General features: G+C 68.3%; 16 protein-coding genes. 6 read left to right on the top strand and 10 right to left on the bottom strand.

Translation table 11 applies throughout. The features are described 5' to 3' along the window. Nucleotides 1–8: 8 nt before the first annotated feature. From DIE11_RS22015 to lpxL, 3 genes are all read right to left on the bottom strand, one after another. Nucleotides 9–734 (bottom strand): DUF484 family protein, encoded by a 726-nt coding sequence (locus tag DIE11_RS22015; RefSeq protein ID WP_059607457.1) that lies wholly within the window; start codon nt 732–734, stop codon nt 9–11. A gap of 36 nt (nt 735–770) precedes the next feature. Then, nucleotides 771–1,640, bottom strand: a complete 870-nt coding sequence (gene dapF, locus DIE11_RS22010) for a diaminopimelate epimerase (protein WP_124627009.1) — start codon at nt 1,638–1,640, stop codon at nt 771–773. A 295-nt stretch (nt 1,641–1,935) separates the two neighbouring features. Continuing rightward, a complete protein-coding gene (lpxL, locus tag DIE11_RS22005) occupies nt 1,936–2,820 on the bottom strand; it encodes a lauroyl acyltransferase LpxL (RefSeq protein ID WP_059468610.1) in 885 nt (294 codons plus the stop codon). A gap of 265 nt (nt 2,821–3,085) precedes the next feature. Between lpxL and metK the strand changes: the two genes are divergently transcribed. After that, nucleotides 3,086–4,273, top strand: coding sequence for a methionine adenosyltransferase (gene metK / locus DIE11_RS22000; protein WP_059607451.1), 1,188 nt, complete (start codon nt 3,086–3,088; stop codon nt 4,271–4,273). 118 nt (nt 4,274–4,391) lie between these two features. Here metK and DIE11_RS21995 read toward each other — a convergent pair whose 3' ends face one another. Next, nucleotides 4,392–4,733 (bottom strand): hypothetical protein, encoded by a 342-nt coding sequence (locus DIE11_RS21995; RefSeq protein ID WP_124627007.1) that lies wholly within the window; start codon nt 4,731–4,733, stop codon nt 4,392–4,394. A 353-nt stretch (nt 4,734–5,086) separates the two neighbouring features. On the opposite strand from DIE11_RS21995, the gene DIE11_RS21990 reads away from it, so the two are divergent. Then, complete coding sequence (locus DIE11_RS21990; RefSeq protein ID WP_059607448.1) at nt 5,087–5,860, top strand: phytanoyl-CoA dioxygenase family protein; 774 nt, start codon at nt 5,087–5,089, stop codon at nt 5,858–5,860. Nucleotides 5,861–6,009: 149 nt separating this feature from the next. Here DIE11_RS21990 and DIE11_RS21985 read toward each other — a convergent pair whose 3' ends face one another. Then, nucleotides 6,010–6,216 carry a DUF3185 family protein gene (locus tag DIE11_RS21985; RefSeq protein ID WP_124627005.1) on the bottom strand — a complete coding sequence of 69 codons (207 nt, stop codon included), beginning with the start codon at nt 6,214–6,216 and terminating at the stop codon, nt 6,010–6,012. A gap of 184 nt (nt 6,217–6,400) precedes the next feature. On the opposite strand from DIE11_RS21985, the gene mgrA reads away from it, so the two are divergent. Then, nucleotides 6,401–7,444, top strand: a complete 1,044-nt coding sequence (mgrA, locus tag DIE11_RS21980; protein ID WP_124627003.1) for an L-glyceraldehyde 3-phosphate reductase — start codon at nt 6,401–6,403, stop codon at nt 7,442–7,444. A 119-nt stretch (nt 7,445–7,563) separates the two neighbouring features. Here mgrA and DIE11_RS21975 read toward each other — a convergent pair whose 3' ends face one another. After that, nucleotides 7,564–7,749, bottom strand: a complete 186-nt coding sequence (locus DIE11_RS21975) for a hypothetical protein (protein ID WP_014895742.1) — start codon at nt 7,747–7,749, stop codon at nt 7,564–7,566. Between the two features lie 302 nt (nt 7,750–8,051). After that, entirely contained in the window at nt 8,052–8,933 is an 882-nt protein-coding gene (locus tag DIE11_RS21970; RefSeq protein WP_124627001.1) for a DMT family transporter, read from the bottom strand. A 627-nt stretch (nt 8,934–9,560) separates the two neighbouring features. On the opposite strand from DIE11_RS21970, the gene DIE11_RS21960 reads away from it, so the two are divergent. Together DIE11_RS21960 and DIE11_RS21955 are read left to right on the top strand one after the other, a co-directional pair. Continuing rightward, the gene (locus DIE11_RS21960; RefSeq protein WP_011886311.1) at nt 9,561–9,773 is read left to right on the top strand and encodes a hypothetical protein; all 213 of its coding nucleotides are present in this window, start codon (nt 9,561–9,563) and stop codon (nt 9,771–9,773) included. Nucleotides 9,774–9,831: 58 nt separating this feature from the next. Beyond that, nucleotides 9,832–10,854 (top strand): serine/threonine protein kinase, encoded by a 1,023-nt coding sequence (locus tag DIE11_RS21955; protein WP_124626999.1) that lies wholly within the window; start codon nt 9,832–9,834, stop codon nt 10,852–10,854. Nucleotides 10,855–10,926: 72 nt separating this feature from the next. Here the strand turns inward: DIE11_RS21955 and DIE11_RS21950 are convergent, their stop codons facing one another. Further along, nucleotides 10,927–12,369: a coniferyl aldehyde dehydrogenase gene (locus DIE11_RS21950; protein WP_124626997.1), complete on the bottom strand. Its 1,443-nt coding sequence runs from the start codon at nt 12,367–12,369 to the stop codon at nt 10,927–10,929. A gap of 720 nt (nt 12,370–13,089) precedes the next feature. Between DIE11_RS21950 and DIE11_RS21940 the strand changes: the two genes are divergently transcribed. After that, nucleotides 13,090–14,733, top strand: a complete 1,644-nt coding sequence (locus DIE11_RS21940; protein WP_124626995.1) for a GMC family oxidoreductase — start codon at nt 13,090–13,092, stop codon at nt 14,731–14,733. Nucleotides 14,734–14,766: 33 nt separating this feature from the next. Here DIE11_RS21940 and DIE11_RS21935 read toward each other — a convergent pair whose 3' ends face one another. Together DIE11_RS21935 and fliJ are read right to left on the bottom strand one after the other, a co-directional pair. Beyond that, entirely contained in the window at nt 14,767–16,128 is a 1,362-nt protein-coding gene (locus tag DIE11_RS21935) for a flagellar hook-length control protein FliK (RefSeq protein WP_124626993.1), read from the bottom strand. Between the two features lie 31 nt (nt 16,129–16,159). Then, a complete protein-coding gene (gene fliJ / locus DIE11_RS21930) occupies nt 16,160–16,618 on the bottom strand; it encodes a flagellar export protein FliJ (protein WP_059607431.1) in 459 nt (152 codons plus the stop codon). Nucleotides 16,619–16,621 lie beyond the last annotated feature (3 nt).

The following is a 16,621-nucleotide window of genomic DNA, read 5'->3' as shown; positions in this document are numbered from 1 at the left end:
GCGCGGCATCAGTGCGGCAGCAGGCGCGTGAGCGCGGCGCTCGCGAGCGTCGCGATCTGCGCGAGGAAGTCGGTCGCCATCCCGTCGTGGAAGCGGCGCGGATCGGGCGAGCCGAGCACCAGCAGGCCGAACGCGGGGGCGTCGGTGCCGCCGAGCGGCGCGCGCAGCGCGAGCAGCGCGACCGACGTGGCCGCGCCGTCGCCGGCCGGCGCGGCTTCAGCGCCTTCCGCCGCATTCGCGGCCGGCGCCGCGAGCGCGGGTGCGAGCCACTGGGCCGCTTCGAATCCGGTGTTCGCGCCGCAGTACGGCGTCGACAGCCCGTTCGTGAACAGGCGCACTTCCTCGCCGACCTGGCGCGCGAAGTCGGCCTGCGAGTAGGTGTCGGCGACGTCCCACACGCGCAGCGCGGTTTGCGGCACGTCGAACACCTCGGCGATGCCGTCGGCGATCGTGCGCGGCAGCGCGTACGGATCGCGTTCCGCGATCACGCGCGCGGTCCAGCGACTGAACTTCGCGGACAGGCTGTCGTTCTCGTGGCCGTAGCGCACGAGCTCGGCGAGCCGGCGCTCGAGATGCTTGTTCTTGTCGCGCAGCATTTCCATCTGCCGCTCCTGCAGCGAGATCGCGGCCTTGCCGTGCGGATTCGCGAGACGGATCGTCGCGAGCAGTTCCGCGTGTTGCGCGAAGAATTCGGGATTGGCGAGCAGGTAGTCAGCGACTTCGCGATCGTTCATGTGGCTGGAGCGTTCAGTTATCAGGGCGTTGCAGGGTCAGACGTTCAGGTCGATCTCGCCTTCGAACACGGTCGCGGCGGGCCCGGCCATCATCAGCGCGGCGGTTTCGTCGCGCGCGCCGTCCCAGCTGATCGTCAGCGTGCCGCCGTGCGTGTGCACGGTTACCGGCGAATCGAGCAGGCCGCGCCGGATGCCGGCCGCCACCGCCGCGCACGCGCCGGTGCCGCACGCGAGCGTCTCGCCCGCGCCGCGCTCGTACACGCGCAGCTTCACCTCGTTGCGCGACACGATCTGCATGAAGCCGGCATTCACGCGCTGCGGGAAGCGGGCGTGAAGCTCGATCAACGGGCCTTCTTCGAGCACCGGATACGCTTCGGCGTCTTCGACGACCTGCACCGCGTGCGGGTTGCCCATCGACACCGTCGAGATCCAGCGCGTCGCGCCGCCGACGTCGAGCGGCCAGAGCGTGTCGTTGCCTTCCGTCCGGCCGTCGAGCCCCGAGGCGTCGAACGGCACCTGCGCCGGCGCGAACACGGGTGCGCCCATGTCGACGACGACTTCGCCGTCGTCCTGCATCGTCAGTGTGATCAGGCCCTTCATCACTTGCACGCGCACGCTGCGCTTGTCGGTCAGGCCGCGGTCGCTGACGAACTTCACGAAGCAGCGCGCGCCGTTGCCGCAGTGCTCGACCTCGCCGCCGTCGCAATTGAAGATCCGGTACTTGAAATCCGCGCCGTCGACGGTCGGTTTCTCGACGAGCAGCAACTGGTCGGCGCCGATGCCGAAGTGTCGGTCGGCGAGCGCGCGCACCTGCGCCTCGGTGAGCGGCGGCAGCGCGCGCGAATAGCTGTCGAGCACGACGAAGTCGTTGCCCGCGCCGTGCATCTTGGTGAACGAGAGTTTCACTGGGTCCGGAATTCCATGGCGAACAGGGCGGTCGGCACGGCGGACGCGGCGTGCCGCGATGGCGTGCGGCGTCGTTCGTCGTGCTGATCTCAACCGCAAATGATACATGCAGCCGACAGGGGCGTCCTGCGCGGGCGGGGCGTCATTCGGGTGGCTGGGCGGGGAAACCGGCGGGACGGCGGATCCGTGGCTCGCGCGGCAATCGGCCCACGGTCTCTGGCAGGGGCGCGCGCAAGGCGCGCCGAAGGTGGCACGGCTGCAGGCGCGCATCGTGCCGCGCGCCCGCGGGTTCGGCTCAGTAGAGGCTCGGCTCGCCGGGCGGGCGCGTCTTGAAGCGCTTGTGCACCCAGTAATACTGCTCCGGCATCAGCGGAATCTGCTCCTCGAGGAATTCGTTCATCCGCCGCGCGTCGAGATCGTCGTCGCCGGTCGGGTAGTTGTCCCACGGCTTGAACACCTTCAGCCGGTAGCCCTTGTAGTTCGGCAGCACCTCGCCGATGAACGGCACGACCTGCGCGCGGCCCGTCTTGGCGAGCCGGCCGACGGCCGTCAGCGTGCACGCCGGCACGCCGAAGAAGGGGACGAACGTCGAATTGCGCAGACCATAGTCCATGTCGGCGCCGAGCATCACCGGCTTGCGGTCGCGCAGCCAGCGCAGCACGACGCGGGCGCTGTCCGCGCGGCCGACCATCTCGGCGTCGAAACGCCCGCGGGCCTTTTTCGCCTCTTCCTCGAGCACGGCATTCGAGAACGGCTGGTACAGCGACCCGCAGCGGCGCTGCAGCGAACGGTTCAGCCAGATCGAGCCGGCTTCGATGCCGACGAAATGCAGGCCCAGGAACAGCGTCGGGGGCAGATCCGGATCGGTGAGGTCGACTGCGCTGTCGACCTGGATCAGCTTCGCGAGCTTGCGCTCGGAGCCGAACCACTGGACGCTGCGCTCGACGTAACTGCGGATCGCGTGGCGGAAGTGCTGGCCCGCCACTTCCTCGCGCCGTTCGTCGCTCCAGTCGGGGAAGCAGAGTTTCAGATTGGTATGTACGATGCGCTTTCGCCGGCTGGGAATCTGGTACAGCAGCCAGCCGAGGCCGTCGCCGAACCGTGCGGTCAAGCCGTACGGCAGCAGGGCGAGCAGCTTCAGCAAGCCGATGGCGAGGTGCGTGCCGAGGCGGCCTAGCATGCGGAATCTCCGTGGGGCCGGCTGGCCGGCACGTTGCGAACAGGGGGGTAGGACAGCGGACGATGCAGCACGAGTGGCGCTCTGTGACAATTCACGAAAGCCGCTATAATACGGGCTTCGCCGAGTTAACTGACAACTTGCGGGGCGAAGCCGGCTGGCGCGAAGCGCGCTGCCCGGTCCTGGTAATCCGCTAAAGCGTCGCCGCTTCAGGCCCAACGAAGCTGGCTACGTGAAACCAACCGTAACCACACAGGAGCCTGAAAAAGTGGCAAACGATTATCTCTTCACGTCCGAATCCGTCTCCGAAGGCCATCCGGACAAAGTCGCGGACCAAATCTCGGACGCGATTCTCGACGCCATCCTCGAGCAGGACAAATACTCCCGCGTTGCAGCCGAAACGCTGTGCAACACGGGTCTCGTCGTTCTGGCCGGTGAAATCACCACGACGGCCAACATCGATTACATCCAGATCGCCCGCGACACCATCAAGCGCATCGGCTACGACAACACCGACTACGGCATCGACTACAAGGGTTGCGCGGTACTCGTCGCGTACGACAAGCAGTCGCCGGACATCGCGCAAGGCGTCGACCGCGCGCATGACGACAACCTCGATCAAGGCGCGGGCGACCAGGGTCTGATGTTCGGTTACGCATGCGACGAAACGCCGGAACTGATGCCGCTGCCGATCCACCTGTCGCACCGTCTCGTCGAGCGCCAGGCGAGCCTGCGCCGCGACGGCCGCCTGCCGTGGCTGCGCCCGGACGCGAAGTCGCAAGTGACGATCCGCTACGTCGACGGCAAGCCCGATTCGATCGACACCGTCGTGCTGTCGACGCAGCATGCACCGGACATCGAACTGCCGGCGCTGCGCGAAGCCGTGATCGAGGAAATCATCAAGCCGACGCTGCCGGCCGACCTGATCAAGGGCGACATCAAGTTCCTGGTGAACCCGACCGGCCGGTTCGTGATCGGCGGTCCGCAGGGCGACTGCGGCCTGACGGGCCGCAAGATCATCGTCGACACCTACGGCGGTGCCGCACCGCACGGCGGCGGCGCGTTCTCGGGCAAGGATCCGTCGAAGGTCGACCGTTCGGCAGCGTATGCCGGCCGTTACGTCGCGAAGAACATCGTCGCGGCAGGCCTCGCCTCGCGCGCGCTGATCCAGGTGTCGTACGCGATCGGCGTGGCCGAGCCGACCTCGGTGATGGTCAACACGTTCGGCACGGGCCGCGTGTCGGATGCGGTGATCACGAAGCTCGTGCGCGAGCATTTCGACCTGCGTCCGAAGGGCATCATCAAGATGCTCGACCTGCTGCGCCCGATCTACGAGAAGACGGCAGCTTACGGCCACTTCGGCCGCGAAGAGCCGGAATTCTCGTGGGAAGCGACCGACAAGGCGCTCGCACTGGCCGAAGCGGCCGGCGTGGAGCCGACGGCACGCGTCGCGTAAGCGTCGTCCGCCCGAAACAAAAAACCCCGGCATGCCGGGGTTTTTTTTATGTGCGTCGATCGCCGGCGGGATGACGGCCTCGCTGCGATCGTGGCGAGCACTGCCCGCCGGCGCGGCTTCAGCGTGCGCTGAACCCGAACCAGCCGTTGCTGGCCGCGAGGCGGCGCGGGCGGTTGATGCGGCGCTGCGGGCCCTGCGTGCGGCGCAGCGCGAGCGCGCGCAGCGACGACGGCTTCTGCAGCAGCGAGCGCAGGCCGGCGCGGCGTGCGAACGCCTGCGCGCTCATCATCGAGAAGAACGCGTGGAACCAGGCGCGGATGCCGTCCAGCCGGCTGTGCGCGTGCGTATGCTCGGCGAGCGCCCGTGTACGTGCGCGGTGATGGCGCAGCGGGCGGGCGGGAGCGGACGGTGCGACGCGCTTCGCAGTGCGGTTGAGACGGGAAGTCAGACGGAGTGGCATGTGAACGATGCTTCGCTTGTATGGATGGCGCTCTTGAAAAGCGCACTGGTATGAACGGCCTCGGATGGCGCAACGGATCTTACCGAAAGTCGTTGCGCGCCGCGCCCGCCAGAATTGACAGGCCGCGACAGGCTACAAGGGATTCGTGACGTGCAAAAGTCGCGATAAACCCTTGTGCCGCAAGCGTGTCGCTGCATACCGCCTGTCGCTGAGGCTCGCGCCGCGCCGCACAGTTCCCTTGCGCCAGATCAAAACGACGATTGGCATGCCCCTGCGCACGACAATGGCGCTGTTCGCGGCATCCGGCGCCGATTTACAATCGTCACATTCACACGATAAACGTCTGGCATCCCATGTCGTCTCCATTGCAGTTGGAATCGATCCGCGCGCAAGTCGCGGAATTGCGCGAACGCGGCTTCGTCGTCGCGCGCGGCCTTGTCGACGAGGCGCAGTGCGCGGCGCTCAAGCAGATCGCGGCGCGCCAGTTGCAGGAAGCGGCGGAGCCGATCGAGTTCGAGGCGGATTTGCGCTACCCGGGCGCGCCCGAGTCGAAGCATGCGCCGGGCGGGCATACGGTGCGGCGGCTGCTGGACGCCTACACGCGCGATCCGGCGTTCGCCGCGCGCGCGATCGCACCCGAAATCGGCGAGTGGATGCGCGAGTACTTCGGCGAGCAGCCGGTGCTGTCACGCGCGCATCACAACTGCATGATGACGAAGCACCCCGCATACGGCAGCCTGACGGGCTGGCATCGCGACTTCCGCTACTGGTCGTTCGAACGCGCGGACATGGTGTCGGTGTGGCTCGCGCTCGGGCCGGAAACGAATGAAAACGGTGCGCTCTGGCTGGTGCCGGGTTCGCACACGGCCGAATTCGGGCCGGAAGCGTTCGACGACGCGAAGTTCTTCCGCAGCGACCTGCCGGAAAACCGCAAGATGATCGACGCGGCAACCTGCCCGTCGCTCCAGACGGGCGACGTCGTGTTCTTCCACTGCAACACGCTGCATTCGGCGGGGCAGAACCGCTCCGACCAGGTGAAGTTCTCGCTCGTCTATACGTACCACGGCGTGAGCAACCGGCCGACGCCGGGCACGCGTTCGGCGGCGAAGCCGGAAGTGCAGTTCTAGCGGCGGTTCGGGCGGCGATGCAGCCGCGCCGCTTGTCCGATGGGGCACTGCAGCTGCACGGGCGGATGAACGAACGGGCGGCCTGGGCCGCCCGTTGCATTTCGTGCAGCCCGCTCCGCAACGCGGGCCGCCATCGCGCGGCTGCGCGATCAGCGCTTGTTGGCCGGCATCGCGAGGCCGATCAGGCCGATCAGCGATGCGACGGCGCCGCCGGCGATCAGCAGGATCGTCTTCGTGGCGGGCGAGCCGGTGAAGAAGCGCGACACGTTGTCGTTGATCGAATGGAGCGACTGGCCGCCGAAATACAGCAGCACGACGCCGCCGACGAGCAGCGCAACCGAGATGACCCGGGACATACCAACCTCGCTGTAACGGTGATTCGAGACGCCGCAGTGTAGGCGACGCACGCGTCTGCGTCCATTGCCGTGCGCGCTTCGCCCACGTTCGATACCATAACCGTCGTACGTTTCCCTCGCCGCCGGCGCGCGATGTTCGCGCGCGGCGCGCGTCCCATCCCCGACGTCTTCACGGAACCGACTCATGGCCTACGAAGCAGCTTCCGAACGTTATGCCGACATGCAATACCGCACCTGCGGCAAATCCGGGCTCAAACTGCCCGCCCTGTCGCTCGGCCTGTGGCACAACTTCGGCGACTCGACGCCGATCGCGACGCAGCGCGACATCCTGCGCACCGCGTTCGACCTCGGCATCAATCATTTCGACCTCGCGAACAACTATGGGCCGCCGTACGGCAGCGCCGAAACCAACTTCGGCCGGCTGCTGAAGGAAGATTTTCGGCCGTACCGCGACGAGCTGCTGATCTCGACGAAGGCCGGCTGGGACATGTGGCCGGGGCCTTACGGCAGCGGCGGCGGGTCGCGCAAGTACGTGCTCGCGAGCCTCGACCAGAGCCTGCAGCGGATGGGGCTCGACTACGTCGACATCTTCTATTCGCACCGCTTCGACGCGCACACGCCGCTCGAGGAAACCGCCGGCGCGCTCGCATCGGCCGTGCAGCAGGGCAAGGCGCTGTACATCGGCATTTCGTCGTACTCGGCCGCGAAGACGCGCGAGATGGCCCAACTGCTCGCGCAATACAAGGTGCCGCTGCTGATCCACCAGCCGTCGTACAACCTGCTGAACCGTTGGGTCGAGGAGGATCTGCTCGGCACGCTCGACGACATCGGCACGGGCAGCATCGCATTCACGCCGCTCGCGCAGGGGCTGCTGACGTCGAAATACCTGAACGGCGTGCCGGCCGATGCGCGCGTGAACAAGCCGGGCGGCGGCTCGCTGAAGCAGGATCACCTGAGCGCGGACAACCTCGAGCACGTGCGCAAGCTCGACGGCATCGCCCAGCGGCGCGGGCAGAGCCTCGCGCAGATGGCGCTCGCCTGGGTGTTGCGCAATGGCCGCGTGACGTCCGCACTGATCGGCGCAAGCCGTCCGGAGCAAGTGCGCGAAAACGTCGGCGCGCTGAAGAATCTCGAATTCTCGGCCGACGAACTCGCGGAGATCGATCGCTACGCGACCGAGGGTGGCATCAATCTGTGGGAAAAACCGTCCACCGATCAGGCGATCTGATCGGCATCAAGGACAGTCGATACGGGATGCGAACCATTGCATGCCGTATCGCTGCGCACGCACACAAGCGGCTACGTCGCTGCGATGCCGCGGCGTGACCGGCGCGCGCCAACGCGTCGCTAGAGCAACGCAGGCAGGCCTTCGACGAGCAATACCGCAACGCCGACGCCGAGGATGACGCCGAGCACGCGCAGCAGGTTGTGGCGGAATTCGGTTGCGCACGGCACCGCGCCGAGAAACAGCGCGCCGGCCAGCGCCATCGGAATCAACAGGATGAAGTCGCCGATCGTGAAATAGGTGGTCATGCGTGTCTCCATAGCCGGCCGGAACAGGCGCACGCGCGTCTTCCAGCCCCATGCCGGGCATTTCTCGTGTTGGGCCGACCCGATTGCGAACGGGGCGGTCAGTTCGAGTATAGGCAACCTCGCTGCGTTTTTCGCTATCCGAACCATTAAAAGTATGCGGAAAACCCCGGAGAATCTGCATTTTTCCGGCGAGTCGGACGAATGCCTTGCACCATTCTTTCCCGCTCCTTTCGATTCGCGCTGAAACGTCGTACATGTTCGATACGGGGCCACCGCACCCGCGGGTGCGGCGGCCCGTCCGCCTACGCGCGATCGGGGCGCGCGCGAGCGGCCGGTGTGCGGAACACGAGCGCGAGCCCCGCCACGATCGCGCCCATGCCGGCGAGCGCGAGCGGTTCGGGCCGGTTGCCGAGCCAGACCGCGTCCATCAGCGTGGTGAGGACGGGCACGAGATAGAACAGGCTCGTCACGTTGACGAGATCGCCACGTTGCATCAACCGGTAGAACAGCAACTGCGCGATCACCGAGATCACGATGCCGAGCCACAGCAGCGGGACGATGAACGCCCAGCCGACCTCGAGCGAGACCGGCCGGAATGGCAGGATCGCCACGCACAGCGCGAGGCCGATCGCGTTCTGCAGCGGCAGCACGTCGGCAGGCGCCGCGCGCACGTGCTTTTGCAGCAGCGAGCCGGCGGTCAGCGCGACGAGCGCCGTGAGCGCGCAGGCGACGCCCATGATCGGCAGACCCGCACCGCCCACGCCGCGGCACACGATGAGCGCGAGACCCGCGAGCGACAGCCCGAGCCCCGCGACGCGCATCGGTTGCCAGCGCCGCTCGATGATCGCCAGCGTGAGGATCGGCTGCACGCCGAGGATCGTCGCAAGCACGCCCGGCGCGATCCCGCGCTCGAGCGCGAGCAGGTAGAAGATCGAATAGCCGCCCATCATGAGCAGGCCGGTCAGCGCGGCCATGCGCCGCTCGCCGCGCGGCGGCAGCCAGCGTCCGCGCATGATGGCCGGCACGAGCAGCACGAGTGATGCGAGCGCGAATCGCGCGGCGAGAAAGACGAACGCGGATGCGTGACGCAGACCGAGTTCAGCGAAGATCGCGCCGCTGCTCCACAGCAAGACGAAGAGCGACGTCACGCCATGCGCGGCGAGCGCGCGTTTGAACGAAATCATGTGAATCCACCTGTCGAACGGATCGAAACGTCCCAAGTCGCGCACGTGGCGACGCGCCGTGCGCAATGACGCACGAACGGCCGCAAACGGGCGAATGGAAAACGGAAACCGGAAGCCGGCTGGTCAGCCGACGCGTGCCGCCGGCGGGGGCGGCGCGGCGCCGACGAGCGGCGGTGCAACAGGAGGAGGGAGGACGGATGGATGCGCGCACGCCTGCGGCCGCGAGTCGAACTGCGGCCGGGATGTTGCGAGAGCGGACGTGAGCGGTTGCATCGGGTCGATTAGCGCTTGAACGCGAATGAACGACAAAGGTAACGCAAGGCGGCCGCCTGACGCAACCGCCGTCGGCGGGAGGCCGGCGCCGCGCGTGTGGCCGGTTTCGGCGGACGGTCACATTCGACAGGGTATGATGGGGGTATCCGTCCGTGCAAGCGCACGCGCGGCGCAGTGGTTGATTGGAGACATTCGACGAATTCGCGGCACTTCGCCTGCTTCTTCTTCTTTTCGCGCTTCGATAAACCGTGAACAATGGGATTACGCGCAACACCCCGACGAGGGCGGCGCGGATCGTGCATTTGCCGGCTCGCCAGCGAGCCGGGTTTCAAGTTTCAAGAGTGGGGAACCATCATGCATGTCGGGTCGATTGTCTGCACTACCCATATCGCCGTGCCGAAGGGCGCGCGCGGCATCGTTCAGCGCGTTCTGGGCGACATGGCCATGGTGACCTGGTACGCGGGCGTGCCAGGCGAGTCGAAGGAACTCAACACCGAGCCGTTCTTTCTCGAGGACCTGATCGACACCGGCGAATCCGTGCTGCCGGCCGGCGCCGCGATCCACTGAGCGCGCGTGCCGTATCGGACGCTCGTGTTTCGGCGCGGCTGACGGCACAATGCGGGGCATGAAAGACGTCACTTCCGCCTCCGCAGCTCCCGCCGGCCCGCCGTTCGCCGGCCTCACGCCCGAGTGCGTGCTCGATGCGCTCGACAGCGTGCTGATGCCGGCCGGGCTGCGCACCGACGGGCGCCTGCTCGCCCTCAACAGCTACGAAAACCGCGTCTACCAGGTCGGCATCGAGGACGGCCCGCCCGTCGTCGCGAAGTTCTACCGGCCCGCGCGCTGGTCGGACGAAGCGATTCTGGAAGAACACGCGTTCGTCGCCGAACTCGCCGCGCGCGAGATTCCGGCGGTGCCCGCGCGCGTCGTCGACGGCCGTACGCTGCACGCGTTCGACGGCTTCCGCTTCTCGATCTTCGAGCGGCGCGGCGGCCGCGCGCCCGACCTTGACCGCAGCGACACGCTCGAATGGCTCGGCCGCTTCATCGGCCGGATTCACGCGGTCGGCGCGACGCGGCCGTATGTCGCGCGTCCCGTGCTCGACATCCGCGCGTTCGGCTACGAGCCGCGCGACTACCTGCTCGCGCACGATTTCATTCCCGACGACGTAAGGCCCGCCTACGAGACGGCGGTGACGCTCGCGCTCGAAGGCGTCGAGGCCGCATTCGAGCGCGCGGGCGAGATTCGCCTGCTGCGCACGCACGGCGACTGCCATCCGAGCAACGTGCTGTGGACCGACGCGGGCCCGCATTTCGTCGACTTCGACGACAGCCGGATGGCGCCCGCGGTCCAGGATCTGTGGCTACTGCTGCCCGGCGATCGCGAAGGCGCGTCGCGCGCGCTCGCGGACCTGCTCGCCGGTTATGAGGACTTCTGCGAATTCGAGCCGCGCGAACTGCATCTGGTCGAAGCGCTGCGCACGCTGCGCTTGATCCACTACGCGGCATGGCTCGCACGCCGCTGGGACGATCCGGCGTTTCCGGCCGCGTTCCCGTGGTTCAACACGCATCGATACTGGGAAGCACGCGTGCTCGAGCTGCGCGAGCAGATCGGCGCGATGCAGGAAGGGCCGCTCTGGCCCGTGTGACGGCGCGCGCGGCAACCTCGCCGCGCGGCATTTTCGGGTGGGCCGACGCGCGTTGCTCGCGGCCCGCGCCGCTCAGAACTTCAACATCATCTTGATCACCGCGGCGAAGCGCTTGCCATAGGGCGGTGCGATCAGCCCGCGGGTATTCAGGCGTGCCTGCGTGAGCACGGGCTTCATCTTCGAGAACGTCACGAAGCCGTCGTAGCCGTGATACGCGCCCATCCCGCTCGCGCCGACGCCGCCGAACGGCAAACTGCCGCACGCGATGTGCAGCAACGCATCGTTGACCGTCACGCCGCCGGAGATCGTTTCGCGCATCACGCGGTCGATCGTGCCCCCATCCTCATCGAACAGGTACAGCGCGAGCGGCCGCGGGCGCGCGTTCACGTACGCGATCGCCTCGTCGAGCCGCTCGTACGGCACGAGCGGCAGCAGCGGCCCGAAGATTTCCTCCTGCATCAGCTGCGACGCGGCCGGCACGTGCGTGACCGCGCACGGCACGAAGCGGCGCGACGCGGGGTCGGACGGCGCATCCGACAGCGGATGCAGTTGCGCGCCGGCGGCCTGCGCGTCGGTCGCGAGCTGTTGCAGCCGGGCGTAATGGCGCGGCGACACGATCGTCGTGTAGTCGCCGTTGGCCGACAGGTCCGGATACAGCTTCGCGAAGCGCTCCCGTGCGCGCTCGATGAACGCGGCTTCCATCCCGCGCGGCAGCAGCACGTAGTCGGGCGCGATGCAGGTCTGGCCCGCGTTCAACGTCTTGCCGCCGATGATCGCATCGACGGCCGCGTCGAAGCGCGCATTCGGCCCGACGATCGCCGGCGACTTGCCGCCGAGCTCGAGCGTGACGGGGGTGAGATTGTCGGCCGCGGCGCGCATCACGTGGCGGCCGACGTGCGTCGAGCCGGTGAACAGCAGGTGATCGAACGGCAGTGCGGTGAACGCGGCGCCGATCTCCGCATCGCCGTTCACGACCGCGACATGGTCGCGCGAGAAGGTCTTCGCGATCAGCTGTTCGAACAGCGCCGACGTGCGCGGCGTTAGTTCGGACATCTTGACGATCGCGCGGTTGCCGGCGGCGAGTGCGCAGATCAGCGGCCCGGCCGCGAGCAGGACCGGATAGTTCCACGGCACGACGATGCCGACCACGCCGAGCGGCTGCGGCAGCACCTTCGCGCGCGCCGGCCGTAGCCACTTGTTCATCGGCTTGCGGATCGGCTTCATCCAGCGCTTGCCGTGCTTGAGCGCGTCGTCGATCTCTTCCTTCGCCATCCAGATTTCCGACAGCAGCACTTCCTGCTTCGCGCGATGCCCGAAGTCGGCGCTGATCGCATCGGCGAGCGCATCCGCGTGATCGATCAGCATCGTGCGCAGCGCGCGCAGGTGCTGCGCGCGGGTGTCCCACTCCGGGTATGGCGCGCGCAGGTAGGCCGCGCGCTGGTCGCGCAGCAGCGACGTCAAGGCATCGACCGACGGCTGCGCTTGCGGGGCCAGTTCGGGCAAATCGTTCTTCATTTCGTCTCCTCCAGTTGGGCGTGGCACGTCGGCCAGCAGTCAGGCCGCACGTACCCGCTCGGCGAGCGTGGCGGGGCGGGGCAGGATGGCGCGCGTCGCCCGGCAGGGTGCCGGATGCGATGCACGGTCGAAAACAGGGTGCAGCGTGCGGCAAGCGTCGCATCCGCGCGACGGTGTTCGTGTCCGAAAACGGGATTGCGCGGTCCGCGCGTACGGCCGGACGCGATGTCGGGCCGGTGTGCGATAGCGCGCGGCGAGTACTTGCCGGCGCACCGAAGCAGGGCAGCGCGGTGCGTGCGGCGACGTGCGCACCGGCAGGTCGTGCCGCGCGTGCGACGAGCCGTCCAAACGGTCGGCGATACGTCGCGTCGTTCGATTTCGACCGGCCGCGCGCACGGTGTTGCACCTCACCGTCCGGGCATCCGTTTGAAATGAAATGCGGGCCGCGCGCGGTGCGTCCGGACAACCCGGTCGGCACGCGGCCTGCAGAGCGTCGCGCTGCATCGTCGTCTCCCCAGTTTCGCGACGGCGCGGCTTCTGGCGGCCGGTGCATCGCGTCGCATCAATCGATACATCTTAAATTTAGTTCACGCGGGCGTTTAGAGGAATCGCTCTTGAATCGGCGTGCCGCGCGCGCGGCGGCCATTCCTACAATGCCCGAACATTACAAGCGGGAGCCGGCCGCGCCGGGCGCCGTTCATGACACGAAGGAGACGTGACATGCAATACGACTACATCATCGTAGGCGGAGGGTCGGGCGGCTCGAGCCTCGCCAGCCGCCTCGCCGACGCATGCCCCGACGCGACGATCGCGTTGATCGAGGCCGGCTCGCACACGGAGCGCAACCTGCTCGTCAACATGCCGGTGGGAATCGCGGCGCTCGTGCCGTTCAAGCTCGGCACGAACTACGGTTACGAGACGGTGCCGCAGCCGGGCCTCGGCGGCCGCCGCGGATATCAGCCGCGCGGGCGCGGAATGGGCGGCTCGAGCGCGATCAACGCGATGATCTACACGCGTGGCCACCCGGGCGACTACGATGAATGGGCGCAACTCGGCGCGACGGGCTGGGGCTGGCAGGACGTGCTGCCGTATTTCCGCCGCGCGGAGGGCAACGCGCGCGGTGCCGATGCGTGGCACGGCGCGGACGGCCCGCTGACGGTGTCCGACCTGCGCTTTCGCAATCCGTTTTCCGAACGATTCATCCAGGCGGCGCACGCGGCCGGCTATCCGCTCAACAACGACTTCAACGGCGCGACGCAGGAAGGCGTCGGCTTCTATCAGGTCACGCATCGCGACGGCTCGCGCTGCAGCGTCGCGCGCGCATACATCTACGGCCGCGAGCGGCCGAACCTGCACGTGATCACCGACGCGACGGTGCTGCGCGTGGGCTTCGACGGCAAGCGCGCGGTCGGGGTCGTGGTGTCGCGCGACGGACGCGTCGAGACGCTCGGTGCACGCGCGGAAGTGATCCTGTCGGCCGGCGCGTTCAATTCGCCGCAGCTGCTGATGTGCTCGGGGATCGGTCCGGCGGAACAGCTGCGCCGGCACGGGATCGCCGTCGTGCAGGACGCGCCGGACGTCGGCACGAACCTGATCGACCATATCGATTTCATCATCAACACGCGCGTGAATTCGTCGGAGCTGGTCGGCGTCTGCCTGCGCGGGATCGCGAAGATGACGCCGGCGCTCGTGCGCTACTTCTCGAGCCGCACGGGGATGATGACGAGCAACGTCGCGGAGGCCGGCGGCTTCATCAAGAGCGACCCCTCGCTCGATCGTCCGGACCTGCAGCTGCATTTCTGCACGGCGCTCGTCGACGACCACAACCGCAAGATGCACTGGGGCTTCGGCTATTCGCTGCACGTGTGCGCGCTGCGCCCGTTCAGCCGCGGCACGGTCGCGCTCGCGAGCGGCGATGCGCGCGACGCACCGCTGATCGATCCGCGCTTCTTCAGCGATACGCGCGATCTCGACCTGCTCGTGCGCGGCGCGCAGGCGATGCGCCGGATCCTGTCGCAGGCGCCGCTCGCGTCGCAGGGCGGGCGCGAGCTGTACACCCGGGCGGACCAGAGCGAAGCCGAGCTGCGCGCGACGATCGTCGAGCATGCCGACACGATCTATCACCCGGTCGGCACCTGCCGGATGGGCTCGGATGCGCGCGCGGTCGTGGATCCGCAACTGCGCGTGCGGGGCGTCGAAGGGCTGCGGGTGGTGGATGCGTCGGTGATGCCGACGCTGATCGGCGGGAACACGAATGCGCCGTCGGTGATGATCGGCGAACGCGCGGCGGACTTCATCGTCGCGACACGCCGGGGCGGTGGCGTGCCGCGCAACGAGGCGGCCGCGGCGGCGCACGGCCGCTGAGCGGCGCGCACCGGCACACGACCGACGCGATGCTCAGGCGAACGTATCGACGAGGCCCGCGCGGCTCACGGTCGCGCCGGCCGCTGCGGATTGCACGGCGTCGACCGGTGCGTCGACGGCTGACGACCCGGCGCGCGCGCGCGGCGACGGCCGGCCGCCGGCGAAGCTTTGCTGCGGGTTCTGCTGCTGCGACGCGAAGCCGCCATCGCTGACGCTCGCGCTGCCCAGGCCGAGCCCGCCCGCTTCCATCGCTTCACGCAGTTTCGGCAGCGCGGCTTCCACCGCGTCGCGCACCTGCGCGTGCTGCGACACGAACAGCGCATGCGCGTGGTTGTCCGCGACGCGCAGCACGACCTGCAGCGGGCCGAGGTCCGGCGGGTTCAGCGTCAGCTCGGCGCTTTGCTGGTGCGCATTCGACAGGAACACGACTTTCTGGCTCAGCGCATCGGTCCAGTCGGCGGTGCCGACGTGCGGCGCCAGCACGTGTGCGTTGGCCGCGGCGATCGAGCTTGCGGCGGGCGATGCCTGGAGGTTCGCCTGTGCGGCTGCCGCAGCCGTTGCGGCGGCAGCGACCGTCGCGTCGGCGGCCGGGCTGGCGGTTTCCTCGGCGGCCGCGAATGCGTGCTGCGCGGCGGGCTGGGCCGTTGCGCCGGCCTGCAGCGCCGGTGCGGTGGCTTGCGTGGGCGCCTGCTGCGTCGCGAGCGCGCCTTTCGCGTCGGCGAGCGTGCGGTCGAAGGTCGGGACTTTCGGCGTCGGCGGCGTAGCGGCAGCCGAGGCGGACGTCGCCGCCGCGGGTGCTGCCGCTGTCGCAGCCGTGCCCGTCGCGGGCATCGCGATTGCACCCGCGCCGCCGGTCAGCTTCGCAAGTGCCGCCTGCAGCGTGTCGCGACCCGACACCGGCACGGCAGGCTCGGCGGCCGCATCCTTGCTTGCGTGGTTCGTCAGCGCGGCCGTGGCGTCGGGCTGGCCGGACACGGCCGTCGTTTGCGCGGCGGTGGCAGCGGTATCGGCACCGACTGGCGCCGCGTCGTTCGCGCGCGTCTGCAGTTGCGCCTGCACGGCGGCTGCCGCGGCGAGCGCGGCAGCGTCCGGGTTGAGCGTCGCGATGGCGTCTTCGGTCGACTGGTCGTCGTCGCCGTGGTCGGCGGACTTCGTGCCGGCGGCGGATGTCGACGACGCCTGTTTCGTCGAGACGTCCGGCTTGCCGGCGATTGCCGCGTCGTGCCGCGTGACGACGCTTTGCTTCAGCGTCTGCGCGAACGGCATGGCGGCAGGGCTGCTTGCGGCATCGTTGCCGGCGGACTTGGCGGAGGCGGACGAACCCGCATCGCGGATCGCCTTGAGTGCGGTGCCGGCGGTGTCGAGCAGCACGCCGAGCAGGGGCAGGGGAGGCATGACGATTCTCTCGTTCGAAAGCGGTGAGCGGTTACGCTGAACGGGCCGCATCGGCCCGCATGCGCAGGATCTTCGCGGCGTGTTCGTCGGCGTCGCGCTGTTCGCGCTTCGCCGTACGCTGCGCTTCCTGCGCGACGCCGCGCGCCTGCAGGATTTCGTATGAACCGACGGTGCGTTTCTTCTGTTGCCAGTTGGGGCGCGCCTCGTCGATGCGGACTTCGGCTGCGGCCAGCACGTTGCGTTGCTGCACGATCGCCGCGTCGAGCGTATCGATGAACGCCTGGAAGTTGCGCCAGTTGCCGGCCGGCATCCCGTGTTGCGCGGACTGCGCGAAGCGCGCGTGATACTCGTCGCGATAGCGCAGCAGTGCATCGAGCTGGTCGGCGGCCGCGGTGCGGTCGCGCTGCGCGGTGCCGAGCTGCTTCGCGGCCGTGTCGAGATCTTCCTGCGCGCGGTCGAGCAGGAGCTGAAGGGGAAAGCCGTGTGCCATCGG

Source organism: Burkholderia sp. Bp9012, assembly GCF_003853825.1.
GTDB lineage: Bacteria > Pseudomonadota > Gammaproteobacteria > Burkholderiales > Burkholderiaceae > Burkholderia > Burkholderia diffusa.
The sequence above is the reverse complement of the archived record's forward strand: the minus strand, read 5'-3'. Positions and strand labels throughout refer to the sequence as shown.